Source organism: Corynebacterium ureicelerivorans, from assembly GCF_000747315.1.
In the GTDB taxonomy this organism is placed as follows: Bacteria; Actinomycetota; Actinomycetes; order Mycobacteriales; family Mycobacteriaceae; genus Corynebacterium; species Corynebacterium mucifaciens.
In genome coordinates, this window is record NZ_CP009215.1 from 2,251,903 (window position 1) to 2,271,629 (window position 19,727).

Sequence of the window (19,727 nt, forward strand, 5' to 3'; positions counted from 1 at the left end):
CCTTGAACTGGTGGTGGCTCGCCTAACTGGCGCGCCACCTGCGAAGTCACGGCCCGCCAGCTTGCACACCAAGCGCCGCGGGCCTTTTTCACCCCTCGGTGCGATGGAGAAAGAACCGAGGACCATATGCATTACACCCACCGCGAGGTGCGCTACCACGAGGACGTGGCCAGCCTATTCGCGCACGTCGGCGGCCTCGAGGCGCCCGATTCGGTGCTGCTTGAATCCGCCGACATCACCACACGCTCCGGGCTGCAGTCCGTGGCGGTGCTGCGTGCGTCGCTGCGCGTGACGTGCCGCGGGAGCCGCGTGACGGTCCAGCCGCTGACCCCGTCCGGCGAGGTGATTGCCGCGGACCTGGGGCTCGAGCAGTTCCGCGTGGCGGAGCACACGTACGAATTCCCGACGTCGAACGCCGCCGACGAGCGCGAGCGCCTCACCGCCCCCTCCAGCGCCGACGTGCTGCGGGCGCTGACCACCCGTGCCGGTTATGGCAACGAGGACTTCCCGTTCCTCGCCGGCGGGTTCGCCTTCGACTACCTGGGCACGTTCGAGCAGCTGCCGGCTGTGGGGGACGGCCCGAACACGTACCCGGACTACCAGTTCGTGCTGGCGGAGGTGGTGCTGCGCGTCAACCACGAGGACGGCACGGCGTACCTCGCCGGCGTTGATGCCACGGGGGAGGGGATCGACTTAGAGCCCCTGGCGCAGCGCATGGACGAGCCCGTGCCGGATTACGCGCCGTTGGCGGGGAGGGCGGAACCGCTCGTCGCTAAGGCCTCCGTGTCGGACGCGGACTTCCGTGCGAGCGTGGAGGACCTCAAGCACCACATCGCGGACGGGGACATCTACCAGGTGGTGCCGGCCCGCGCGTTCACCGCCGAATGCACCGACGCCTTCAACGCGTACCGCAGGCTGCGCGAGTCCAACCCGTCGCCATACATGTTCTACATCCGCGGCGAGGGCTACGAGCTGTTTGGTGCCTCGCCCGAATCCAACCTGAAGTTCGACCACGTCACGCGGCAGGTGGAGCTGTACCCGATCGCCGGCACCCGCCCGCGCGGGCTGAACCCCGACGGCAGCGTGAACCACGAGCTAGACACCCGCATGGAGCTGGAGCTGCGCACGGACGCTAAGGAGGTGGCCGAGCACACCATGCTGGTGGACCTGGCCCGCAACGACATGGCCCGTGTGGCCGAGCCGCGCACCCGCCGAGTTCGCGAGCTGCTGCAGGTGGACCGCTACTCCCGCGTGATGCACCTGGTCAGCCGCGTGACTGCCACGCTCGCGCCAGATCTGGACGCCCTGGACGCGTACCGGGCGTGCATGAACATGGGCACGCTCACCGGCGCTCCGAAGCTGCGCGCCGCCCAGCTGCTGCGGGGAGCGGAGGGGCAACGCCGCGGCTCGTACGGCGGCGCCGTGGGCTACCTGCACGGCAACGGCGACTTTGACACGTGCATTGTGATCCGCTCGGCGTTCGTCGCAGACGGCGTGGCCACCGTGCAGGCCGGCGCCGGCGTGGTGCGCGACTCCAACCCGCAAGCCGAGGCGGATGAGACCCTGCACAAGGCTTATGCCGTACTGCAGGCCCTCGCCGGCGGGCGCGACCTGGAGGTGCAGAAATGATCGTCTTGCTGGATAACCAAGATTCCTTCGTCTACAACCTCGTGGACGCGCTCGCGGGTTACCACACCGTGGTCTACCGCAACACCGTTTCCGTCGACACGGTGCTCGCCGCCGACCCCGAGCTTATCGTGCTCTCACCCGGACCCGGGTACCCAGCAGACGCCGGCTGCATGATGAAGGTCATCGAGCGCGCTCAGGGCCGCACCCCGATCCTCGGCATCTGCCTGGGCTACCAGGCGCTCATCGAGCACTTCGGCGGCCGCGTCGAGCCCTGCGGCCCCGAGCACGGCACCTCGGTGCCCATGCGCCTGACCCAGCCGCACCCGCTTTTCGACGGCCTGACGGTCGGCGGCGCCCCCGGCCAGCCGGGCCTAGACGTGCCGGTGGCCCGCTACCACTCGCTCGGCGCGACGGACGCGCCGGAGGGCATCGTGCCCCTGGCGTGGACGCCGACGCAGATCGGCGACGTCATCATGGCCGCCGAAACCTCCGACGGCATGTCCGTTGGCTTCCAATTCCACCCCGAATCCATCCTTACCCCATCCGGACCCCAGCTCCTCGAGCGCTGCGTGAACCGCCTGCTAGAGAAAGGACGCGACAATGGCTGACCACCTCGACATTTTCCGCCGCTTTATCGACAACCCTGCGCCCACCTTGGAGGAAGCGACAGAGGCGTTTACCCCGCTGACCGTCGGCGATTACGACGACGTGCACATCGCGGCCCTGCTGGCCACCATCCGCACCCGGGGAGAGACCTTCGCGGACATCGCCGGTGCGGCCCAAGCGTTCCTCGCCGCCGGCCGCCCGTTCCCGGTAACGGGGGAGGGGATCATGGACACCGCAGGCACTGGCGGCGACGGGGCGAACACCATCAACATCACCACCGCGGCCTCGCTGCTCGCCGCCGCCGGCGGGGTGAAAATGATCAAGCACGGCAACCGCTCCGTGTCCTCGAAATCCGGCTCCGCGGACGTGTTGGAGGCGCTGAACATCCCGCTAGACTTGGACCCGGACCGCGCCGTGCGCCAATTCGAGTCTGCGAACTTCACGTTCCTGTTCGCCCCGGCTTACAATCCCGCTATCGCGTTTGTGCAGCCCGTGCGAAAAGCCCTGGGTGTGACCACGCTATTTAATACGATGGGCCCATTGTTGAGTCCCGCAAGGCCTGAATTCCAAATAATGGGGATTGCCAATCCTGGGTTGGGACCAATTATTGCGGAAACCCTGAAGACGCTCGGCAGGACCCGTGCCCTCGTCGTGCACGGCGCCGGAACCGACGAAATCGCGGTGCACGGCGACACGCTCGTGTGGGAGCTCCGAGACGGCGAGATTTCACACTACACCGTCTCGCCAGCAGAACTCGGCGCAGATACCTACACGCTCGAGGACCTCCGGGGTGGCGACGCCGCGCACAATGCTGCGGCGATGCGCGCCACGTTCGCGGGGGAGGGCCCAGCTGCCCACCGCGATGCCATCGCCGTCAACGCCGGTGCAATGTTCTACCTCTACGGCATGGCGGACTCGCTCGCCGCGGGAACCGAGCACGCTAAGGCCTTGCTGGCGGACGGCACCGTCTCCCGCTGGCTCCGCACCCACGAGGAGGCGGACTACAGTGGCTAGGATTCTGTCGGAGATCGTCGCGAATCGAAAGCGTCACCTTGACGCTATTCGGCAGCGCATCTCCCATGTAAATTACGACACGTTACGTTTATCTGAACGGTCACTCTACGACGCCCTGAGTGCCCCTGGAGCCTCCTACATCATGGAGTGCAAGTCCGCGTCCCCGTCGCTGGGCACCATCCGGGAGGACTACAAGCCGGGGGAAATCGCCAGCGTCTACTCCCGCTACGCCTCCGCTATCTCCGTGCTGTGCGAACCCGACTACTTCGGGGGCGATTACGACCACCTCGCCACCGTTGCGGCCACAACGCATCTGCCCGTCCTGTGCAAGGACTTCATCATCGACGAGGTGCAGATCTACGCCGCCCGCTACTTCGGCGCGGACGCGATCCTGCTCATGCTCTCGGTGCTCTCCGACGACGAGTACGCGCACCTCGCCTCTGTGGCCGCATGCCTCCACATGGACGTGCTCACCGAGGTGATCGACGAAGAGGAGGCAGCGCGCGCCACCACACTCGGTGCGAGGATCTTCGGGGTCAACCACCGCAACCTGCACGACCTTTCAATCGATCTCGACCGGTCCGCCCGCCTTGCGCGGCTCGCCCCGGACGGGGCAGTGGTTGTCGCCGAGTCCGGCATTCGCGACGCCGCCACAGTGCGCCGCCTTGGCGGGCACGCCGACGCCTTCCTGGTCGGCTCGCAGCTGACGTCCCAGCCGGACATCGACCGCGCTTGTCGCGAGTTGGTCTACGGGCCGAACAAGGTCTGCGGTCTCCGTTCCGCCTCCGCAGCACAGGCCGCCAAGGCCGCGGGCGCTGTCTATGGCGGGCTCATCTTCGAGGAGGCGTCCCCACGCAATGTTTCACGTGAAACAGCGGCCGACATCATCGCGGCCGAACCGGGCCTGAACTACGTTGCCGTCTCTCGCCGCACGCACGGTTACGACGCGCTCGTCCAACCCGGCATCACCGCCGTGCAGATCCACGCCCCCTACCAGGGTTCCCTCGCGGCTGAGCGCGAACTCATCGAGCACGTCCGCGGCGAAGTGGAGGTAAAGGTGTGGCGGGCCGTTGACATGACCTCCGCCTCAGACGTGGCGGGGATCGCGGAGCTCGTCGATAAGCTTGTGCTCGATTCCGGCGCCGGAGGGACGGGGGAGCGCTTCGACTGGTCCCGCATCACCACCACCGACGCACTGCTCGCCGGCGGGCTGACGCCCGACAATCTGGAGGAGGCGCTGCGCACCGGCTGCCTCGGCCTTGATCTGAACTCCGGCTTCGAGGACCCGCGCGGCCACAAGGACGCGGCTGCTTTACGACGCGGCTTCGCCACCATCCGCAACTTCCATTACTAAAAGGACGGACAGATGACACTGCTACCTGCTTACTACGGCGAGTTCGGGGGACAGTTCGTCCCCGAGTCGCTCATTCCGGCGCTGGACCAGCTCGAGCGCGCCTTTGTGGACGCGTTCAACGACGACGAGTTCATGGCGGAGTACCGCGGGCTACTGCGCGACTACCTCGGCCGTCCGACCCCGCTCACCGAGTGTCGCAACCTGCCCCTAAAGGGCAACGCCCGCATCTTCCTCAAGCGGGAGGACCTCGTCCACGGTGGCGCGCACAAGACTAACCAGGTGATTGGCCAGGCGCTGCTGGCCAAGCAGATGGGCAAGACCCGCATTATTGCGGAGACGGGCGCGGGCCAGCACGGCACCGCAACCGCGCTCGCATGCGCCTTGCTGGGTCTCGAGTGCGTGATCTACATGGGCAAGACGGATATGGAGCGCCAGGCGCCGAACGTCTACCGCATGCGCCTCATGGGTGCGGAAGTCGTCGGCGTCGAGTCCGGCGCGGGCACGCTCAAGGACGCCGTGAACGAGGCGCTACGCGACTGGACCGCCACTTTCCACGAGTCCCACTACCTACTGGGCACCGCGGCCGGCCCGCACCCCTTCCCGAAAATCGTCAAAGAATTCCACCGCGTCATCTCCGCCGAGGCCCGCGCCCAGATCCTTGAGCGCGCCGGGAAACTCCCCGACGCCGTCGTCGCCTGCGTGGGCGGCGGGTCCAATGCCATCGGCATGTTCGCGGACTTCATCGACGACGACGGCGTCGAGCTCATCGGTGCTGAGCCCGGGGGAGAGGGCTTCGGCCTGGGCGCCCACGGCGCCGCGATCGCCCAGGGCACCACGGGTCTGCTGCACGGCACGTACTCGTACCTCATGTGCGACGCGGACGGCCAGGTGGAGGAGTCCTACTCCATCTCGGCCGGCCTGGACTACCCGGGCGTGGGCCCCGAGCACGCCTACCTAGCCAAATCGGGCCGCGCGAAGTACGTGCCGGTCTCCGACGACGAGGCTCTCGACGCATTCCAGGCCCTGTCCCGCCACGAGGGCATCATCCCCGCCTTGGAGTCCTCCCACGCACTTGCGTACGCCCTCAAGCGCGCTGCCGAGCACCCCGCGGATGCAGAGCCGCTGCACATCCTTGTCGGCCTCTCCGGCCGCGGCGACAAGGACATCGCCCACGTGCGAGCTTCGCTCGCAGATAGAGAGGAAAAGTAAATGAGCCGCTACGACAAACTCTTCGCCAAGGGAGAGGGCGCCTTCGTCCCCTTCATCATGCTTTCGGACCCGACCCCGGAGGATGCGGTCGAGATCGTCGCCGCCGTGGTGGAGGCGGGCGCGGACGCCGTGGAGCTCGGTGTGCCGTTCTCCGACCCGGTTGCCGACGGGCCAGCCATCCAGGGGGCGCACGTGCGGGCGTTGGCGGGCGGAGCGACCGTCGATAAGGCGCTTGCGCAAATTCGCACCATCCGCGAGCGCTACCCGGAGCTGCCCATCGGCATGCTGATTTACGGCAACGTCGCGCACGCACGCGGCCTCGAACGCTTCTACCGCGAATTCAAGGAGGCGGGCGCAGACAGCGTGCTGCTTCCCGACGTCCCCGTGCGTGAGTCCGCCCCCTTCAGCGCAGCATCGGGCGCGGCGGGCATCGAGCCGATCTACATCGCCCCGGCGAAGGCCTCAGAGAAAACGCTCGAAGCCGTGGCCGCGAACTCCCGCGGATACATCTACGCCATCTCCCGCGACGGCGTGACCGGCGCAGACAAAGAAGCCACGGTGGAGGGGCTCCGTGAGGTCGTCGATAATGTGCGCAAGTTCGGTGGGCCCCCGGTCCTGCTGGGCTTTGGCATCTCCAAGCCGGAACACGTCCGAGACGCCATCGCTGCGGGCGCTGCGGGCGCCATCACGGGCTCCGCGATCACCAACATCATCGCAAAGCATCTCGACGGCAAGCGCGTCGCCGACATGGGCGCCCTGAAGGCTGAGCTCACGCAGTACGTCGCTGCCATGAAGAGCGCTACGATCGCATCATGACCTGTTCACGTCGCATGTTCCTGCTCGGCACCGCCACCACAGTCGCCGGTGCGTTCCTGGCCGCCTGTGGCCAGGAAGCCCCCGAAGAGATCGCCAAAACCGAGATTCCCGTCGGTTCCGCGGTGATCCTGGATAAGTTCATCATCGCCCAGCCCACCGCGGGGGAGTACGTCGCGTACTCCACCGTTTGCCCGCACCAGCAGAAGAAGATCACGAAGGTCGAGGGCGACACGGTGAAGTGCACGGCGCACGGTTCCGTGTTCAGCATCGTCGACGGCGAGCGCGTTTCCGGCCCGGCGGTCACCGGCATGCGCGAGGTGCCGGTGACCGACAACGGCGATACGGTCGCGGCCGCCGAGTAAATGAAGAAGCTCGACCCGCTTCTCGTCGGCATCGTCGCGGCGGCGGCGCTCGCGTTTCTCCTGCCCGCGCGCGGCGGGTTCGCGGACGGCTTCGCCGTAGCCGTCAAGCTGGCCATCGCGCTGCTGTTCTTTCTCTACGGCGCGCGTCTGTCCACGCAGGAAGCGCTGAAGGGCCTGACCAACTGGCGCCTCCACGGCATGATCTTGGCGTTCACGTTCGTGGCGTACCCGCTCATTGGCCTCCTGGCGCGGCCCACGACGGCGTTCCTCTCCGACGAGCTGTACCAGGGCCTTTTGTTCATGTCGCTTGTGCCGTCCACTGTGCAGTCCTCTGTGGCGCTCACTGGCGTGGCGCGAGGCAACGTCTCCGGCGCGGTCGTCGCGGCATCCGTGTCGTCGCTAGTCGGCGTCGTGGCCACCCCGCTGCTGGTGATGTGGCTTATGGGCGCAGGCGTCGGCGTGCACATTGACGCGTCAGTCTTCACCGACATCGCACTGCAGCTGCTCCTGCCGTTCGTACTGGGCCAGCTGGCGCACAACTTTGTGCCTCGAGTGGGGGAGCTGGCCAAGTCGAAGGCGACCAAGATCGTCGACCGCGGCTCTATCTGGATGGTGGTCTACTCCGCATTCTCCAAGGGCGTCGTCTCCGGCGTGTGGTCGAACGTCTCCGGGTGGGAAATCGCCTTCCTCGTCGCGTTCTCCTGCGTGCTGGTTGCCGCGATGCTCTGGCTCACGCGCGTCGTGCCCGAACTGCTGCACTTCTCCCGCGAGGACCGCATTGCCATCCAGATGTGCGGCACCCAGAAGTCTCTCGCCACCGGCCTGCCCATGGCCACGGTCATCTTCGGCGGTGCGTCCCTCGGTGTGCTAATTATCCCGCTGATGATCTACCACATGTCCCAGCTGATCATCTGCTCCGCCTACGTCTCCCGCCTCGCTTAGGAGTTTCACGTGAAACACTTTGTCCGCATCCAGTACAGCGTGCCGGAGCTCGGTGGCGAGCTTCTCAACATCGCCGAGCTCGAGGAGGTCTCCGCCCACGAGTGCACGATGCTACGCATGATTGAGCTCGACCCCAGCGAAGCTATCACGGGCATCTACGTGGACGGCCGCGTCATCGGCCAGGCCAACCAGCCCATGAGTACCGTGCCGCACCCTCGCATATACGACACGATGGAGGGAATCACAGCAACCCACCTCACCGAGGAGGAGTTCGAGGGCCTCTGGTCCGAGGCCCGGGCCAAGTTCCCGAACTAACCGCCTATCGACGCCCCATCGGCCCGCCACATCCTGGCGGGCCTCGTTCGTTGGCGCGACCCAATCATTGGTAGGTCCGGGGTTGTCCGCAATGCGGAGTGGTGGACAAGACCACAATGAATCCCCAACCGGCACCCGCCACGTCACAACACACCCATCAGGCAAAGGGGCGCTGATCCCGCACCGCCATGACGAATCCCAGAACAGATACCGCGATTATTGGATCCAGCAAAAACACACCAAACAGGGCGACCAAAACCCCCAACTTCATACCGAGCCGAAAGCACAAACAGCTACGCCACCACACGAGACTTGACCATTTTTCGTTGGTGTATGCCAATAGTTGGTGGTTTCGGAATTGTCCGCAATGCGGAGTTGCGGAGCGGTCTGAGGGGCGGGCATGGGCGGAGCTGACGTCGATAAGCAATGGCCAATAGTTGGTGGGACCCACTTGTCCGCAATGCGGAGTTGTGGGCAAGTTATAGCTCGGTTGAGAAACCTCATTTTCGCAGGTCAGAGAAATGTCGGACGCAAGCTTTATAATGCCTTCATTCGAATCTACTTTCGCCTAATGGGGGACCAGAATGACCACCGCACTCGCCGCCAAGCCAAACCCAGTCGCTGTTGCATTGAGCCAGGAAATAGAGTCTGCGCATCGCGCAATAACGCAGAACAAAGCATCGCTACTGTCCGCGATTCAGATGTTCGACTCGCTCGAACTGGCTAACGAATGCGGAGCCAGAACCACCGCGCAGTTTCTCATCCGGCGTCTGGGCGTGTCCGCTTCCACGGCGCACGAGTACGTCAGCGTCGCGCACCGGCTAGCGCCGTTTACCTACCTGCAAGAGCAGTTCTCCACGGGCGCGATCAACTACTCCGTGGTTCGTCTGCTGTTGAAGTATCTCACGCCGGAGAACGAACGCGAGCTGGTGGAACTGGCCCTGCGCCTGGGCTACCACGAGCTGGAAGTCGCCTTGGCGGGGAAGCAGCCCCAAGACAACGAGGACGGCGAGGACGACCCAGACTATTACTTGCGCCTGCACACCCGTGAGAACGGTGACGTGGCGTTCCATGGCAACCTCAACGCCGCCGACGGTACTGCGTTCATCGCCGCACTCAAGCTGGGAGAGATCGCCTACTGCGACCTGGACACCATCCTTGAGGGACCGGACTCTGAGGTCGACGGGGAAGTGGACCTTGCCCGTGAACGCGTTGAGGAGGTCGAAGAGACGCTGCCCGCCCGCGAGACCGTCTCCGGCTATGGGTTGCCCGTAGGCAGGATGCTGGTGCAGGCCCTTATGGGCATTGTGCATATGGCCCGCACCCGCCCCAAGAGCACGCTCACCACTCCGGGCGCGCACGTGAACATCCTCGCCTCGCCGGACGGACGCGGGTACATGCCGAACAACGTCGGGGCACCGTCGAAGGCGATTGCGAACCTGCTCGCGAATGCAAACGTCCGTTTTTCGACGGTCGATTCCGCCGGCCTCATCCTGAACACAGGCCGGCAAGCCCGCCTCGCCACCGCCGCGCAGGTCAACGCGCTTATGGCCATGTGGGGCGGGCAGTGCGCGGCACCCGGCTGCACCCACACCCGATTTATCGAGATCCACCACATCGAGGACTGGGCCACCGGCGGGCTGACTGACCTAGCGAACTTGCTGCCGCTGTGCTCAGCGTGCCACTCGCTTGTTACCGAGGGCTACCTGCAGACGCTGAAGGATGACGCCGACATCCATTTCGTCTACCGCGATGGCACCCGCTATGTCTCGGAGAACTACTCCATGCCGCGGCGCCGCGATGGTGCGGTGACGATGGATGAATGCGGAGGGTCGTTCGACGATTAGGCGCGCCCTACAACATCACGTTCACCAGCACCATGTACAACGCGGTACCCACAAAAATGGAGAGGTCCGCACGGCGCTTCCACCAGTGCAGCACCAGTGTCGTGCCCAGCGCAAGGAGCGCGGCGATGAGATTCTTGGGGGACGCAGCGTAACCGAGGATGGTGTAGGCGACCAGGACGGTCATCACGCCAGCGGGCATCATGACCGAGAGGAAATCGATGAACGGGCTACTTTTCAAAACGCGTCGCAGTGAAAACGGCAGCGCGCGAAGCATGACGGTAACGATGCCGACCGGAACGAGCACCGCTGCCACCATCGCAAGGGAGACACCGTCGGGGAGGCCGTAGTTGCTCATCGCAGCCGCCAGGTGAGCGCCCGGTCGAGACGGGGCGCCCAAAAGCGCAGCACGAGCACGAGGAAGTAGGACACAAGCGCCACGATGATCACCTGGCCGGGCAGCACGAGTGCAGCACCGAGGGCGAGGCCACCGGCGATCAGGGGAGCGGACAAGTCACGGCTGGCCTGAAACGCCTCGAAGGCGAGGACGGCGAAGAGGGCCGTCAGCGCGAAGTCGAAACCCTCCACGCCGGCGGGAATCACCGCACCGGCGAGAGCGCCGACGATGCCGGAGAGGATCCACGCCAATTGGCACACGGCCGTGATAGTGAGGAGGCGGGTGCCGGTCAGGGGGCCGCGCAGGGTAGAGGTGATGGCGTAGACCTCGTCGGTAAGCGCGTACGTTGCGTACGCGGTGGGCACCCCGGGGCGGATTGCGGTGCGCGGGTACGTCAGGCCGTAGAAGAGGTGGCGGAAGTTCACCATGAAGCCGGTGATCGCGGAAGTCACGGGCCCGACTCCGGTGAGCACCATGTCGATGGCCAGGAACTCCATGGAGCCGGCGTAAATGACGGTGGAGAAAATCGGGGTCCACCACCAGGCGAAGCCGGATTGGGTCATCAGCAGACCAAACGCCAGGCCCAGCGGGATCAGACCGAGGGCGACCAGCCACATGTCGCGGAGGCCAAGGCGGGTCTGGCCCGATGTTTCACGTGAAACGGCCACTAATTGTCCTCGATGTTTGCGGGAAAGGTCGCAAACAACGGCAGTGGCATTGCTTGGCGGCGCATCACGTCGCCCCACAGGTCGGCGCCGGCCGAGGCCACGACGTCCGAGGGGAGGGCGGGTGCGACAAACCAGTCGCCACGGGAAATCTCCTCGTCGAGCTGGCCCGGCGCCCACTCGGCGTAGCCGGCGAAGATGCGGATGCCGTCCACCACAGGCTCGAGATCGGCGGGGGAGGCATTGAGGTCGAGGAGCACGAGGCGATTGGCAAGACGGTTGAGGTGAGTGGCCGCCGAGATGTCGACGCCCGCCTTGGTCACGCCCAAGCCAACGGCGGACTCCGGGCTCACCGGCCCACCGACGTGCACGGCCTGGGGCTTCGCGGCCAGCTCCTCCCACCCCGGCATGACGTTGGCCACGGCAACCTCGCTGCGGCGGTTGAGCACCACGCCGAGCGTGTGGTCCGCGTCGTTCTCCAGCACGAGAACAACGGTGCGGCCGAAGTCGGGGGAGAGCATGCCTGGGGCGGCGATTAAGAGCATGCCGGGTTCCGGGTCGACGCGTTCGAGGGCGTTGAATAAGCAGTCTGCGTAGAAATACTCAGGCATGTTCCTTCTCCCACCACGCTTTCAGCTCGGCGATGGCCTCGTCGCGTGCAAGCTCGCCGCGCTCGAGGCGCAGCTCCTTGAGATACTTCCACGCTTTACCAACCTCCGGGCCGGGTTCCAGCCCGAGGATCTGCATAATCTCGTTGCCGTCCAAATCCGGGCGCACACGCGCGAGGTCCTCCTTGGCGGCGATGTCCGCGATGCGCTCCTCGAGGTGGTCGTAGGTGCGCTGCAGCCGGGCAGCCTTCTTGGCATTGCGGGTGGTGGAGTCGGCACGGACGAGTTTGTGCAGCTTCGGCAGCAGCTCGCCCGCGTCGGTGACGTAGCGGCGCACGGCGGAGTCGGTCCACTGGCCCTCGCCGAAGCCATGGAAGCGCATGTGCAGGAACACGAGCTGGCCGACGTCCGAGATCACGTGCTTGGGGTACTTCAAGGCCTTCAGGCGTTTGCGGGCCATCTTCGCGCCCACGACCTCGTGGTGATGGAACGTCACGCCGCCACCCGGTTTGAGCGCGCGCGTGGCGGGTTTGCCGATGTCGTGCATCAGGGCGGCCCAGCGCAGCTTCAGGTCCGGGCCGTCGTCTTCAAGCTCGGTGGCCTGGCGCAGCACGGTCAGGGAGTGGCGGTAGACGTCCTTGTGCTGCATGTGCTCGTCGGTTTCCAGCTGCAGGGCCGGGATCTCCGGGAGGATGAACTCGGCCAGGCCGGTGGAGACGAGCAGGTCAATGCCGTCCCACGGGCGCGCGCCTAGCATCAGCTTGTCCAGCTCCGCCTGCACGCGCTCGGCGGTGATGCGCCTGATTTCCGGGGCCATGTCGCGCATCGCCGCAAACACGCGGTCCGCCACGGTGAAGCCGAGCTGGGAGACGAAGCGGGCGGCGCGGAGCATCCGCAGCGGGTCGTCGCGGAAGGACACCTCGGGCTCCTGCGGGGTGTCCAAGACCTGGCGCGCAAGGTCCGCCAGTCCGTCCACGGGGTCGTGGAAGGTGGGGGAGAGGCGGAGCTCGTCGTCAAGCGAAAGCTCGATGGCCATGGCGTTGCAGGCGAAGTCGCGGCGGATGAGGTCGCCCTCGAGGGTGTCGCCGAACGTGACCTCTGGGTTGCGGCTGACGCCGTCGTAGAGGTCGGAGCGGAAAGTGGTCACCTCCACCGTTTCGCCGCGGCGAATAGCGGAGACGGTGCCGAACTCGATGCCGGTGTCCCACACCTTCTCGCCCCACTCGCCCAGGATCTCCTGCACCACGCCGGGCCGCGCGGAGGTGGTGAAGTCCAGGTCGTGCACCCCGCGGCCGAGCATCGCGTCGCGCACGGAACCGCCGACCATATATAAGGTCTCGCCGCGGTCCGCGAACAACCGCGCGAGGGGCTCGAGGGAAGCAGCGTGCTTGACGACGACATCCTGTGCCCGCGCCATCAGTGCAGTGGCCGCGAGCGGGTCGGTTGGATCTGGCATATCGAAGAGCTTCTGCGTCACCTGGGACACGATACCCGCCACCCCCCGCGCGGGAAGTACCACAACCGGCCGCAAGACCGATACCATGACACGAATGAGTGACAACCAGCGCCCGGGTCAGGGGCCCGCCGACGGCAAGGGGGGCTCCGGCGGCGGCAAGCGTCGTCCGCGGCGCCGGCGCGGGGGCAGGCCGGCCGAGCAGCAGCAGGGAGACAAGCCGAAGCAGAAGCGGAATAACCGGCGGGGAAAGAACTCCCGCGGCGGGCGCAACCAGAACAACCGGCGTAAGTCGCAGTACCAGCAGCGGCACGACAGCTCCATTGAGACGCGGGACGAGACCTCGGCGGGCGGGCTTGTCGTCTCCGGTATGGCGGAGGCGGTGGGCCCGGGCGGCAAGGTGGACATGAGCCGGATTTACGTCGCGCTCATCGGCCGCTTGGACCGCCGGGGGCGCTTGCTGTGGTCCATGCCGAAGGGGCACGTGGAAAACGGCGAGCACCAGTGGAAGACGGCTGAGCGCGAGGTGTGGGAGGAAACCGGCATTACGGGCGAGGCCTTCGACACGCTGGGCACGATCGACTACTGGTTTGTCTCGGACGGCGTCCGCATCCACAAAACCGTGCACCACAACCTGCTGCGCTACGTGGACGGCGTCTTCAACGATGAAGACCCCGAGGTGACCGAGGTGGCCTGGGTGCCCATGAGCGAGCTGATGGAGCACCTCGCCTACGCGGATGAACGCAAGCTTGCCCGCATCGCGTGCGACCGCATGCCGGACCTGGCCAGGAAGGAAGCTCAAGCCGGAAGGGCGACGCCGCGATGAACCGGATTGCCGCGCTGGCGGCCGTCGTTCTCGCCGCCCCCGCCGTGCCGCTGGCACCGAATAACCCCGAGGTTGCACAGCAGTGGGCCAACCAGTCCATCCGTCCGGGGGAGGGGCAGATCGCGAGCGTCGAGCTCGTCGACGCGCCTCGCTCGCTGTCCGCGCACGACCCGTTTCACGTGAAACTTCGCGTGACCAACCATTCCGACGACACGCTCGACGGCTTCACGGTCGTGCCGCGGCGCGCGTCGGCGGTGGGCAACCTGACCGAGCAGCGCTACGCCGCCATCGCGGACGCGCAGGAATATGGGGTGGTCGGGGACACGCGCGACGTCGATAGGCAACTGCCCCCGGGCGGCTCGATGGAGCTCGAGCTTGATCTCGGCCTCGACCTGCCGGACGTGGGCACGTACCCGATCATGCTGCAGCTTCTCGACGCCTCCGGTGCCCCCCTCGACACGGATCGCTTCCACATCGGCGTGCGCGGCACGCGCGACGGCATCCGCGCCCCGGAGCTGACCGCGCTGTACCCAGTAACCGCCGACACGCACATCCTCCCCGGCGAGACGGGCGAGGCACCGGAGGACCCGCCGCTTGTGCTTTCCAGCGACTCGTTGGCGGGGGAGCTCGCACCCGACGGGCGGCTCACAAAGCTGGTGGACCAGTACATCGAGGCCACCCGCGCGCCCGAGGTCGGCTACGCCACCTGCGTGGCGCTAGACCCGGCGCTCATCGACACCGTGGACCGCATGACGGCGGGGTACACCGTCGACGACGAGCGCCCCGCGGTGGTGGAGGAGCCGAAGCGGCTGCGGGACTCCTGGGGAGGAGCAGAAGATCCCGACGGCGAGCCGGGCGCAGGCGCGCAGGACGCGGCGGTGTGGCTGGACAAGGTGCGCCAGATCGCCGCCACCGGCTGCGTGGTGGCCCTCCCGTGGGCCAACGCGGACCTCAACGCGGTGGCGCGCACCGGCGACACGTGGCTCATGCGCGAGGCTGTGGAGCGCGGCCCATTCGTGCTGCAGCGCGTCCTGGGTACGACCGGCGTGCGAAACACCGTGGTCGCGGGGGCGGGCTACGTGGAGGACGGGGCCGCGCCCGCACTGGGCTGGGCGGACCATTCGCGCTCCACCGTTATGGAAGGCGGCATGCAGGCCGCGTGGGAACGGGCGATGGATGCTGCGGTGCCCAACGCGAATGCGGGCGCCAAAAGCTCCCTCGAGCGAGACGACTTGGCGGATCTGGCCGGATCCGCCGCGCCGGTGCCCAAGCAACCGGTACAGGTGCTCACCGCCGCACAGGGCAGGGACTTCGGGTGGATCGCGCCAGGGGTCATGGACGTCGGCTACCAGCAATCCCTAGCCTCCATCTTGGCCGCCACGGGACCGGACCCGGAGACGACTGGGTTTTCCGAGCCCAACCTGCGCTACGACTACACCCTGGACTCCAAACTGGCCCGCGACGTCAGCGCCGCCGCCGCGGTGCGCCTAGCCGCCCAATCCGCGTGGGTTCCCGACGACGCCGAGGAGGCACCCGAGCCAGTGCTGGTGACCCCGCCGGCCGACTGGGACGCGGAGACCGCCGCGGCTGTGTTGGGCACCGTCGCTGAACTGGTCAGCGGCGGTGCGGCCACGCCGATGGCGTTCAGCACGTACCTGGCAGCCCCGCCAGAGGTGGAGCCGGCTGGGGCGCCGGCGGAGCACACCGACCCCACTGCGTTCACGGACGCCGAGGTGCTGCAGGTGACGCAGCAGGCCGGCTTTATCAACGACCTCACCGCACTCATGGTGCCGGACCCCGCGATTGCCCTGACCCGCTACGGGTTCACGCTGCCGCTGCGCCGGGACCTTTTGGAGGCGCTGACCATCGACGGCCGGCGCGCGCAGTCGCGCTACAACGACGCCGTGGAGGCCACCAGCGAACGCCTCGGTGCCACGCGCGCGGTGTTGAACGACCTGCGGGCGTCCGTCGACCTCATCCCGCCTGGCAACGTGTACACCCGCACATCGCCGTCCAGCCCCCTGCTCATCGTGGCCCAGAACGGGCTACCACTGCCGGTAGAGACCGCCATCGGCGTCTCGGGCCCGGACGACGCCCAGCTGAACACGCCCAGCGTGCTGCGCATCCCAGCGCGCGGATCCGTGACGGTGCAGATGACGGCCGACCTGCCGGACAGTACCCGGGAAACCGACCTCAAACTGTACTTGACCAGCCCGAACGGCCAGCCGATCTCTCGGCCCGTGGACATCACCGTGCGCACCACCCGTTTCACGGTGAACGGCTGGATTGCGGCCGCAGTGCTCGGCGTCGCGGGCCTGGGGGTTCTGCTGGTGGTGCGCGGCGCGCGCGGCAGTCCGCCCTCCGAGCGTGAACGCAAGCCAGACAGCACACCACATGATCGGAGAACCACGTGACAGAACAGGGACTGCGCCGGCGCATCGTCACCCCCGCGCCGCCCGCCCCAGTGCCGGCGCCGCGGGAGCCGAAGCCTGCACGGGACACGGCTGACGGCGGCGCGCCGGACAAGTCACTACTCACCACCAGCCCCAAGGGCGAGACCATCGCCCCGCCTCAAACGGCGGACTCGGTGGCAGTGGGCGAGCCGCAGGCAGCCGAGGGCGGGGAGAAGGTCGTCCGGGCCACCGGCTCCATGGCCATCGCCACCCTGATCTCCCGCGTCACCGGCTTCATCCGCACCGTGCTCATCGGCGCGGCGCTGGGTGAGGTTGTGGCGGCGTCCTTCAACACCGCGAACACGCTGCCCAACCTGATTACGGAGATCGTCCTCGGCTCGGTGCTCACCGCGCTCGTCGTGCCGGTGCTCGTGCGCGCGGAGAAGGAGGACGCCGACCACGGCGCGGCCTTCATCCGCCGCCTGTTCACCCTCACGCTCACGCTGATGACCGTGGTCACCCTCGTAGCCGTAACCACCGCCCCGCTGCTGACGAGGATGATGATGGACGAGGACTCGAAGGGCAACCTCGTCCAAACCACCTCGTTTGCTTACCTGGTGCTGCCGCAGATCTTCTTCTACGGCATGTTCTCGCTGTTCATGGCCATCCTGAACACGAAAGAGCACTTCCGCCCGGGCGCCTGGGCGCCGGTGGCCAACAATGTCGTGTCCATCGCGGTGCTCGTGGCGTACATGGCGTTGCCTGGACAGTTGAATCCCGCAGCGCCGACGTCGATAAGCAACCCGCACGTCCTGTTGCTCGGCCTGGGCACCACGGCAGGTGTCGTGGTGCAGTGCCTGATCATGCTGCCCGCGCTGCGCAGGCTGGGCATCGACCTGCGGCCGCTGTGGGGCATCGACGAGCGCCTGAAGCAGTTCGGCGGCATGGCGCTGGCGATTGTCACGTACGTGGCCATCAGCCAGCTCGGCTACATCATCACCACCCGCATCGCCTTCAACGCGGACGCCGCGGCCCAGTTCATCTACCAGCAGCACTGGATGTTGCTGCAGATGCCGTACGGCATTATCGGCGTCACGCTGCTCACCGCGATCATGCCGCGCATGTCCCGCAACGCCGCGGACGGTGACGACGAAGCCGTGGTGGCGGACCTGACCATGGGCACGAAGCTGACGTTTATCGCGCTGATCCCCATCATCATCTTCATGACGGCCCTGGGCCCCGATATCGCACGCGCGCTGTTCGCCTACGGTTCCTTCAGCCCGGAGGCCGCGAACACCCTGGGCCTGACCATCTCCGCGTCCTCGTTCACGCTGATCCCGTACGCGCTCGTGATGCTGCACCTGCGCGTGTTCTACGCGCGCGAGGAGGCGTGGACACCCACCTTCATCATCGCCGGCATCACCGGCACGAAGGTGCTGCTGTCCGCACTGGCGCCGCACATCGCGCGGGAGCCGAGCCACGTGGTGGTGCTGCTCGGCGCGGCCAACGGTTTCGGCTTCGTCGCCGGTGCGCTCATCGGCGCGCTGCTGCTGCGACGCAAGCTGGGCACGCTCCGGGCGCGCGACGTGCTACGCACCTCCGCGTGGGCGGCCGGTGCGGCAGTGGTGGGCGTGGCCGTGGTGTTCGGAACCCGCTGGCTGGTCCGCGATGTGGCGGGGCTGCACTTGCCGCAGGCGCTGGGCCGGCTCATCGGCGCCCCGAGCCTGGGCAACCTCATTGAGGTCGCGCTGCTGGGCATCCTTTTCCTTGTGGTGACCGGCCTGGTGCTGTCGCGCTCGAAGCTGCCCGAGGTGCAGAACCTGGGCCGTGCCCTGCAGCGCATCCCGGGCATGAGCCGCTTCATCCGCCCGGACGAGGACCGCGCGTTGGAGGTGGGCGAAGTGGACCTGCGCGACGTGTCCAACCAGTTCCTCGCCTCCGACACGTTCAACGCCTCCCCGGTGCCGCCGCCGATGTCCGCCGGCGTGGTCCGCGGACCACGCCTCGTGCCCGGTGCGGGGGTCTCCGACGGCCGCTTCCGCCTCATCCGCGACCACGGCGCGGCCACCGGTGCCCGCTTCTGGCAAGCGCGCGAGGTGGCTAGTGGCAGGGACGTCGCGCTGACGTTCGTGGACACTACGGGCTCCGCACCCATGGCTCCGGCAACCCCGCGCGAGGCGGCGCTTGAGGCGGCCGGCGTCGCCCGGCGCACCCGCAAGCTGGCCAAGCTGGGTCTGCCGGCGGTGGCCGAGAGCATCGAGATCTTGTCCTACCGCTCCGGCGCGCTTGTGGTGGCGGACTGGGTGGAGGGGTCCTCGGTGAAGGCCGTGGCGGAATCGGGGCAGACGCTGCACACCGAGGCCGTGGCCAACGCGCTCGCACCCCTAGCCGGTGCGATGGCCGCCGCGCACGAGGCGGACGTGCCGCTGGGCCTGGCAAACCGCCAGCAGCTGCGCATCGACACCGAGGGCCACGTCCGCCTCGCCTTCCCGGCCGTGCTCCCAGACGCCTCCCCGGCGACGGACGCGGATTCCTTCGCCTCCGCACTGGCGCTGTTAAACAGCAACGTCAGCTCCGACGACCTGGACGACGTCACGGCGCGCACCCGCGCCCTCGTGGATGCGGACGCGGTGGACCAGGCGGCGTTCCGCGACATCGAGAAGGCACTGCGCGAGGCGGCGAACCTGCCGGTGCCCAACGCAGACGCGCCGACGGACGAGATCCCCGTCGTGGAGATTGTGGAGCCCGTCGAGCCTGTGACGGAGCACGTGGAGGACCCGGACGCGCTGCGCGGCGGTTTCGGCGGCCAGCGCCTGAGCCCGGTGCTGGTGGGCCTGCTCACCTTCGCGGCCGTCATCGCCGCGGTGCTGGTGGGCCTGCTCACCACCTACCTGGTGGATTACGTCTCGGGCGAGGATGTGGTGGACCGGCCCTCCGCCGCCCCCACCACGACGGTGGATGAACGGTTGCCGGTGGTCATCGCCCCGCTGCGCCAAGAGGTGTTAGACGACGGCTCCATCGAGATCACCCCGGAGGACGGTTCCGCCTTCTCGCTGGAACAAGTGCTTATCGACGCCTCCGGTTCCGCCCCCTACACGCTCTACGGCGTCCCCGTGGAGCAGGAAACCGGGCAGGAGACCGTGCTCGCGCAGGGCACGCTGCGTTCCGGGCAGGTCTCCGCCGACGTGGAAACGAGCGAACCCATGGTGCGCGTGGTGCTGCAGGTGGACGGGGAGGCAGAAGTGAACAATGTGTCCCTCGTCGGCCGCGTGCGTGTCCACTGAAATGCGCGGC

The 19,727-nt window shown here is 67.1% G+C and carries 17 protein-coding genes; 13 read left to right on the forward strand and 4 right to left on the reverse strand.

The window, feature by feature from the left end:
- Positions 1-126 precede the first annotated feature (126 nt).
- From CUREI_RS11000 to CUREI_RS11045, 10 genes are all read left to right on the forward strand, one after another.
- Complete coding sequence (locus tag CUREI_RS11000) at positions 127-1,629, forward strand: anthranilate synthase component 1 (protein WP_038613501.1); 1,503 nt, start codon at positions 127-129, stop codon at positions 1,627-1,629.
- Positions 1,626-2,237, forward strand: a complete 612-nt coding sequence (locus tag CUREI_RS11005; protein WP_038613503.1) for a glutamine amidotransferase-related protein — start codon at positions 1,626-1,628, stop codon at positions 2,235-2,237. Before CUREI_RS11000 ends, CUREI_RS11005 begins: the two co-directional genes overlap by 4 nt.
- On the forward strand, positions 2,230-3,249 hold the full coding sequence (gene trpD / locus CUREI_RS11010) for an anthranilate phosphoribosyltransferase (RefSeq protein WP_038613505.1): 1,020 nt from the start codon (positions 2,230-2,232) through the stop codon (positions 3,247-3,249). Before CUREI_RS11005 ends, trpD begins: the two co-directional genes overlap by 8 nt.
- A complete protein-coding gene (gene trpCF / locus CUREI_RS11015; protein WP_038613507.1) occupies positions 3,242-4,603 on the forward strand; it encodes a bifunctional indole-3-glycerol-phosphate synthase TrpC/phosphoribosylanthranilate isomerase TrpF in 1,362 nt (453 codons plus the stop codon). Before trpD ends, trpCF begins: the two co-directional genes overlap by 8 nt.
- A gap of 12 nt (positions 4,604-4,615) precedes the next feature.
- The gene (gene trpB, locus CUREI_RS11020; RefSeq protein WP_038613509.1) at positions 4,616-5,812 is read left to right on the forward strand and encodes a tryptophan synthase subunit beta; all 1,197 of its coding nucleotides are present in this window, start codon (positions 4,616-4,618) and stop codon (positions 5,810-5,812) included.
- Positions 5,813-6,628 carry a tryptophan synthase subunit alpha gene (trpA, locus tag CUREI_RS11025; protein WP_038613511.1) on the forward strand — a complete coding sequence of 272 codons (816 nt, stop codon included), beginning with the start codon at positions 5,813-5,815 and terminating at the stop codon, positions 6,626-6,628.
- On the forward strand, positions 6,625-6,990 hold the full coding sequence (locus CUREI_RS11030; RefSeq protein ID WP_084768381.1) for a Rieske (2Fe-2S) protein: 366 nt from the start codon (positions 6,625-6,627) through the stop codon (positions 6,988-6,990). Before trpA ends, CUREI_RS11030 begins: the two co-directional genes overlap by 4 nt.
- Entirely contained in the window at positions 6,991-7,932 is a 942-nt protein-coding gene (locus tag CUREI_RS11035) for a bile acid:sodium symporter family protein (protein ID WP_038613515.1), read from the forward strand. It abuts the gene before it with no gap.
- Positions 7,933-7,941: 9 nt separating this feature from the next.
- Entirely contained in the window at positions 7,942-8,247 is a 306-nt protein-coding gene (locus tag CUREI_RS11040; protein ID WP_038613517.1) for a hypothetical protein, read from the forward strand.
- A 584-nt stretch (positions 8,248-8,831) separates the two neighbouring features.
- Positions 8,832-10,094, forward strand: a complete 1,263-nt coding sequence (locus CUREI_RS11045) for an HNH endonuclease signature motif containing protein (protein ID WP_038613519.1) — start codon at positions 8,832-8,834, stop codon at positions 10,092-10,094.
- Between the two features lie 7 nt (positions 10,095-10,101).
- Here CUREI_RS11045 and CUREI_RS11050 read toward each other — a convergent pair whose 3' ends face one another.
- Genes CUREI_RS11050 through CUREI_RS11065 form a run of 4 tightly spaced genes read right to left on the reverse strand, consistent with a single transcriptional unit; the run spans position 10,102 to position 13,217 of the window.
- On the reverse strand, positions 10,102-10,449 hold the full coding sequence (locus tag CUREI_RS11050; protein WP_038613521.1) for a branched-chain amino acid transporter permease: 348 nt from the start codon (positions 10,447-10,449) through the stop codon (positions 10,102-10,104).
- Positions 10,446-11,105 carry an AzlC family ABC transporter permease gene (locus tag CUREI_RS11055; RefSeq protein ID WP_051952428.1) on the reverse strand — a complete coding sequence of 220 codons (660 nt, stop codon included), beginning with the start codon at positions 11,103-11,105 and terminating at the stop codon, positions 10,446-10,448. Before CUREI_RS11055 ends, CUREI_RS11050 begins: the two co-directional genes overlap by 4 nt.
- Positions 11,106-11,155: 50 nt before the next feature.
- Positions 11,156-11,764, reverse strand: coding sequence for a YqgE/AlgH family protein (locus tag CUREI_RS11060; protein WP_038613525.1), 609 nt, complete (start codon positions 11,762-11,764; stop codon positions 11,156-11,158).
- The gene (locus tag CUREI_RS11065; RefSeq protein ID WP_051952429.1) at positions 11,757-13,217 is read right to left on the reverse strand and encodes a CCA tRNA nucleotidyltransferase; all 1,461 of its coding nucleotides are present in this window, start codon (positions 13,215-13,217) and stop codon (positions 11,757-11,759) included. Before CUREI_RS11065 ends, CUREI_RS11060 begins: the two co-directional genes overlap by 8 nt.
- Between CUREI_RS11065 and CUREI_RS12735 the strand changes: the two genes are divergently transcribed.
- From CUREI_RS12735 to murJ, 3 genes are read left to right on the forward strand one after another with little or no spacing between them, the layout of a single operon-like run.
- Positions 13,216-14,040, forward strand: a complete 825-nt coding sequence (locus CUREI_RS12735) for an NUDIX hydrolase (protein ID WP_456263887.1) — start codon at positions 13,216-13,218, stop codon at positions 14,038-14,040. The two genes, CUREI_RS11065 and CUREI_RS12735, sit on opposite strands and share 2 nt — an antisense overlap.
- Positions 14,037-16,454, forward strand: coding sequence for a DUF6049 family protein (locus tag CUREI_RS11075; protein WP_069202903.1), 2,418 nt, complete (start codon positions 14,037-14,039; stop codon positions 16,452-16,454). Before CUREI_RS12735 ends, CUREI_RS11075 begins: the two co-directional genes overlap by 4 nt.
- Positions 16,451-19,717 (forward strand): murein biosynthesis integral membrane protein MurJ, encoded by a 3,267-nt coding sequence (murJ, locus tag CUREI_RS11080; RefSeq protein WP_038613529.1) that lies wholly within the window; start codon positions 16,451-16,453, stop codon positions 19,715-19,717. Before CUREI_RS11075 ends, murJ begins: the two co-directional genes overlap by 4 nt.
- Positions 19,718-19,727 lie beyond the last annotated feature (10 nt).

Excerpts from the sequence above, each read along its gene's own strand:
- CUREI_RS11000 (WP_038613501.1), top strand. The coding sequence starts at position 127 with ATGCATTACACCCACCGCGAGGTGCGCTACCACGAGGACGTGGCCAGC.
- CUREI_RS11005 (WP_038613503.1), top strand. The coding sequence starts at position 1,626 with ATGATCGTCTTGCTGGATAACCAAGATTCCTTCGTCTACAACCTCGTG.
- trpD (WP_038613505.1), top strand. The coding sequence starts at position 2,230 with ATGGCTGACCACCTCGACATTTTCCGCCGCTTTATCGACAACCCTGCG.
- trpB (WP_038613509.1), top strand. The coding sequence starts at position 4,616 with ATGACACTGCTACCTGCTTACTACGGCGAGTTCGGGGGACAGTTCGTC.
- trpA (WP_038613511.1), top strand. The coding sequence starts at position 5,813 with ATGAGCCGCTACGACAAACTCTTCGCCAAGGGAGAGGGCGCCTTCGTC.
- CUREI_RS11030 (WP_084768381.1), top strand. The coding sequence starts at position 6,625 with ATGACCTGTTCACGTCGCATGTTCCTGCTCGGCACCGCCACCACAGTC.
- CUREI_RS11035 (WP_038613515.1), top strand. The coding sequence starts at position 6,991 with ATGAAGAAGCTCGACCCGCTTCTCGTCGGCATCGTCGCGGCGGCGGCG.
- CUREI_RS11045 (WP_038613519.1), top strand. The coding sequence starts at position 8,832 with ATGACCACCGCACTCGCCGCCAAGCCAAACCCAGTCGCTGTTGCATTG.
- CUREI_RS11050 (WP_038613521.1), bottom strand. The coding sequence starts at position 10,449 with ATGAGCAACTACGGCCTCCCCGACGGTGTCTCCCTTGCGATGGTGGCA.
- CUREI_RS11055 (WP_051952428.1), bottom strand. The coding sequence starts at position 11,105 with ATGTGGCTGGTCGCCCTCGGTCTGATCCCGCTGGGCCTGGCGTTTGGT.
- CUREI_RS11060 (WP_038613525.1), bottom strand. The coding sequence starts at position 11,764 with ATGCCTGAGTATTTCTACGCAGACTGCTTATTCAACGCCCTCGAACGC.
- CUREI_RS11065 (WP_051952429.1), bottom strand. The coding sequence starts at position 13,217 with ATGCCAGATCCAACCGACCCGCTCGCGGCCACTGCACTGATGGCGCGG.
- CUREI_RS11075 (WP_069202903.1), top strand. The coding sequence starts at position 14,037 with ATGAACCGGATTGCCGCGCTGGCGGCCGTCGTTCTCGCCGCCCCCGCC.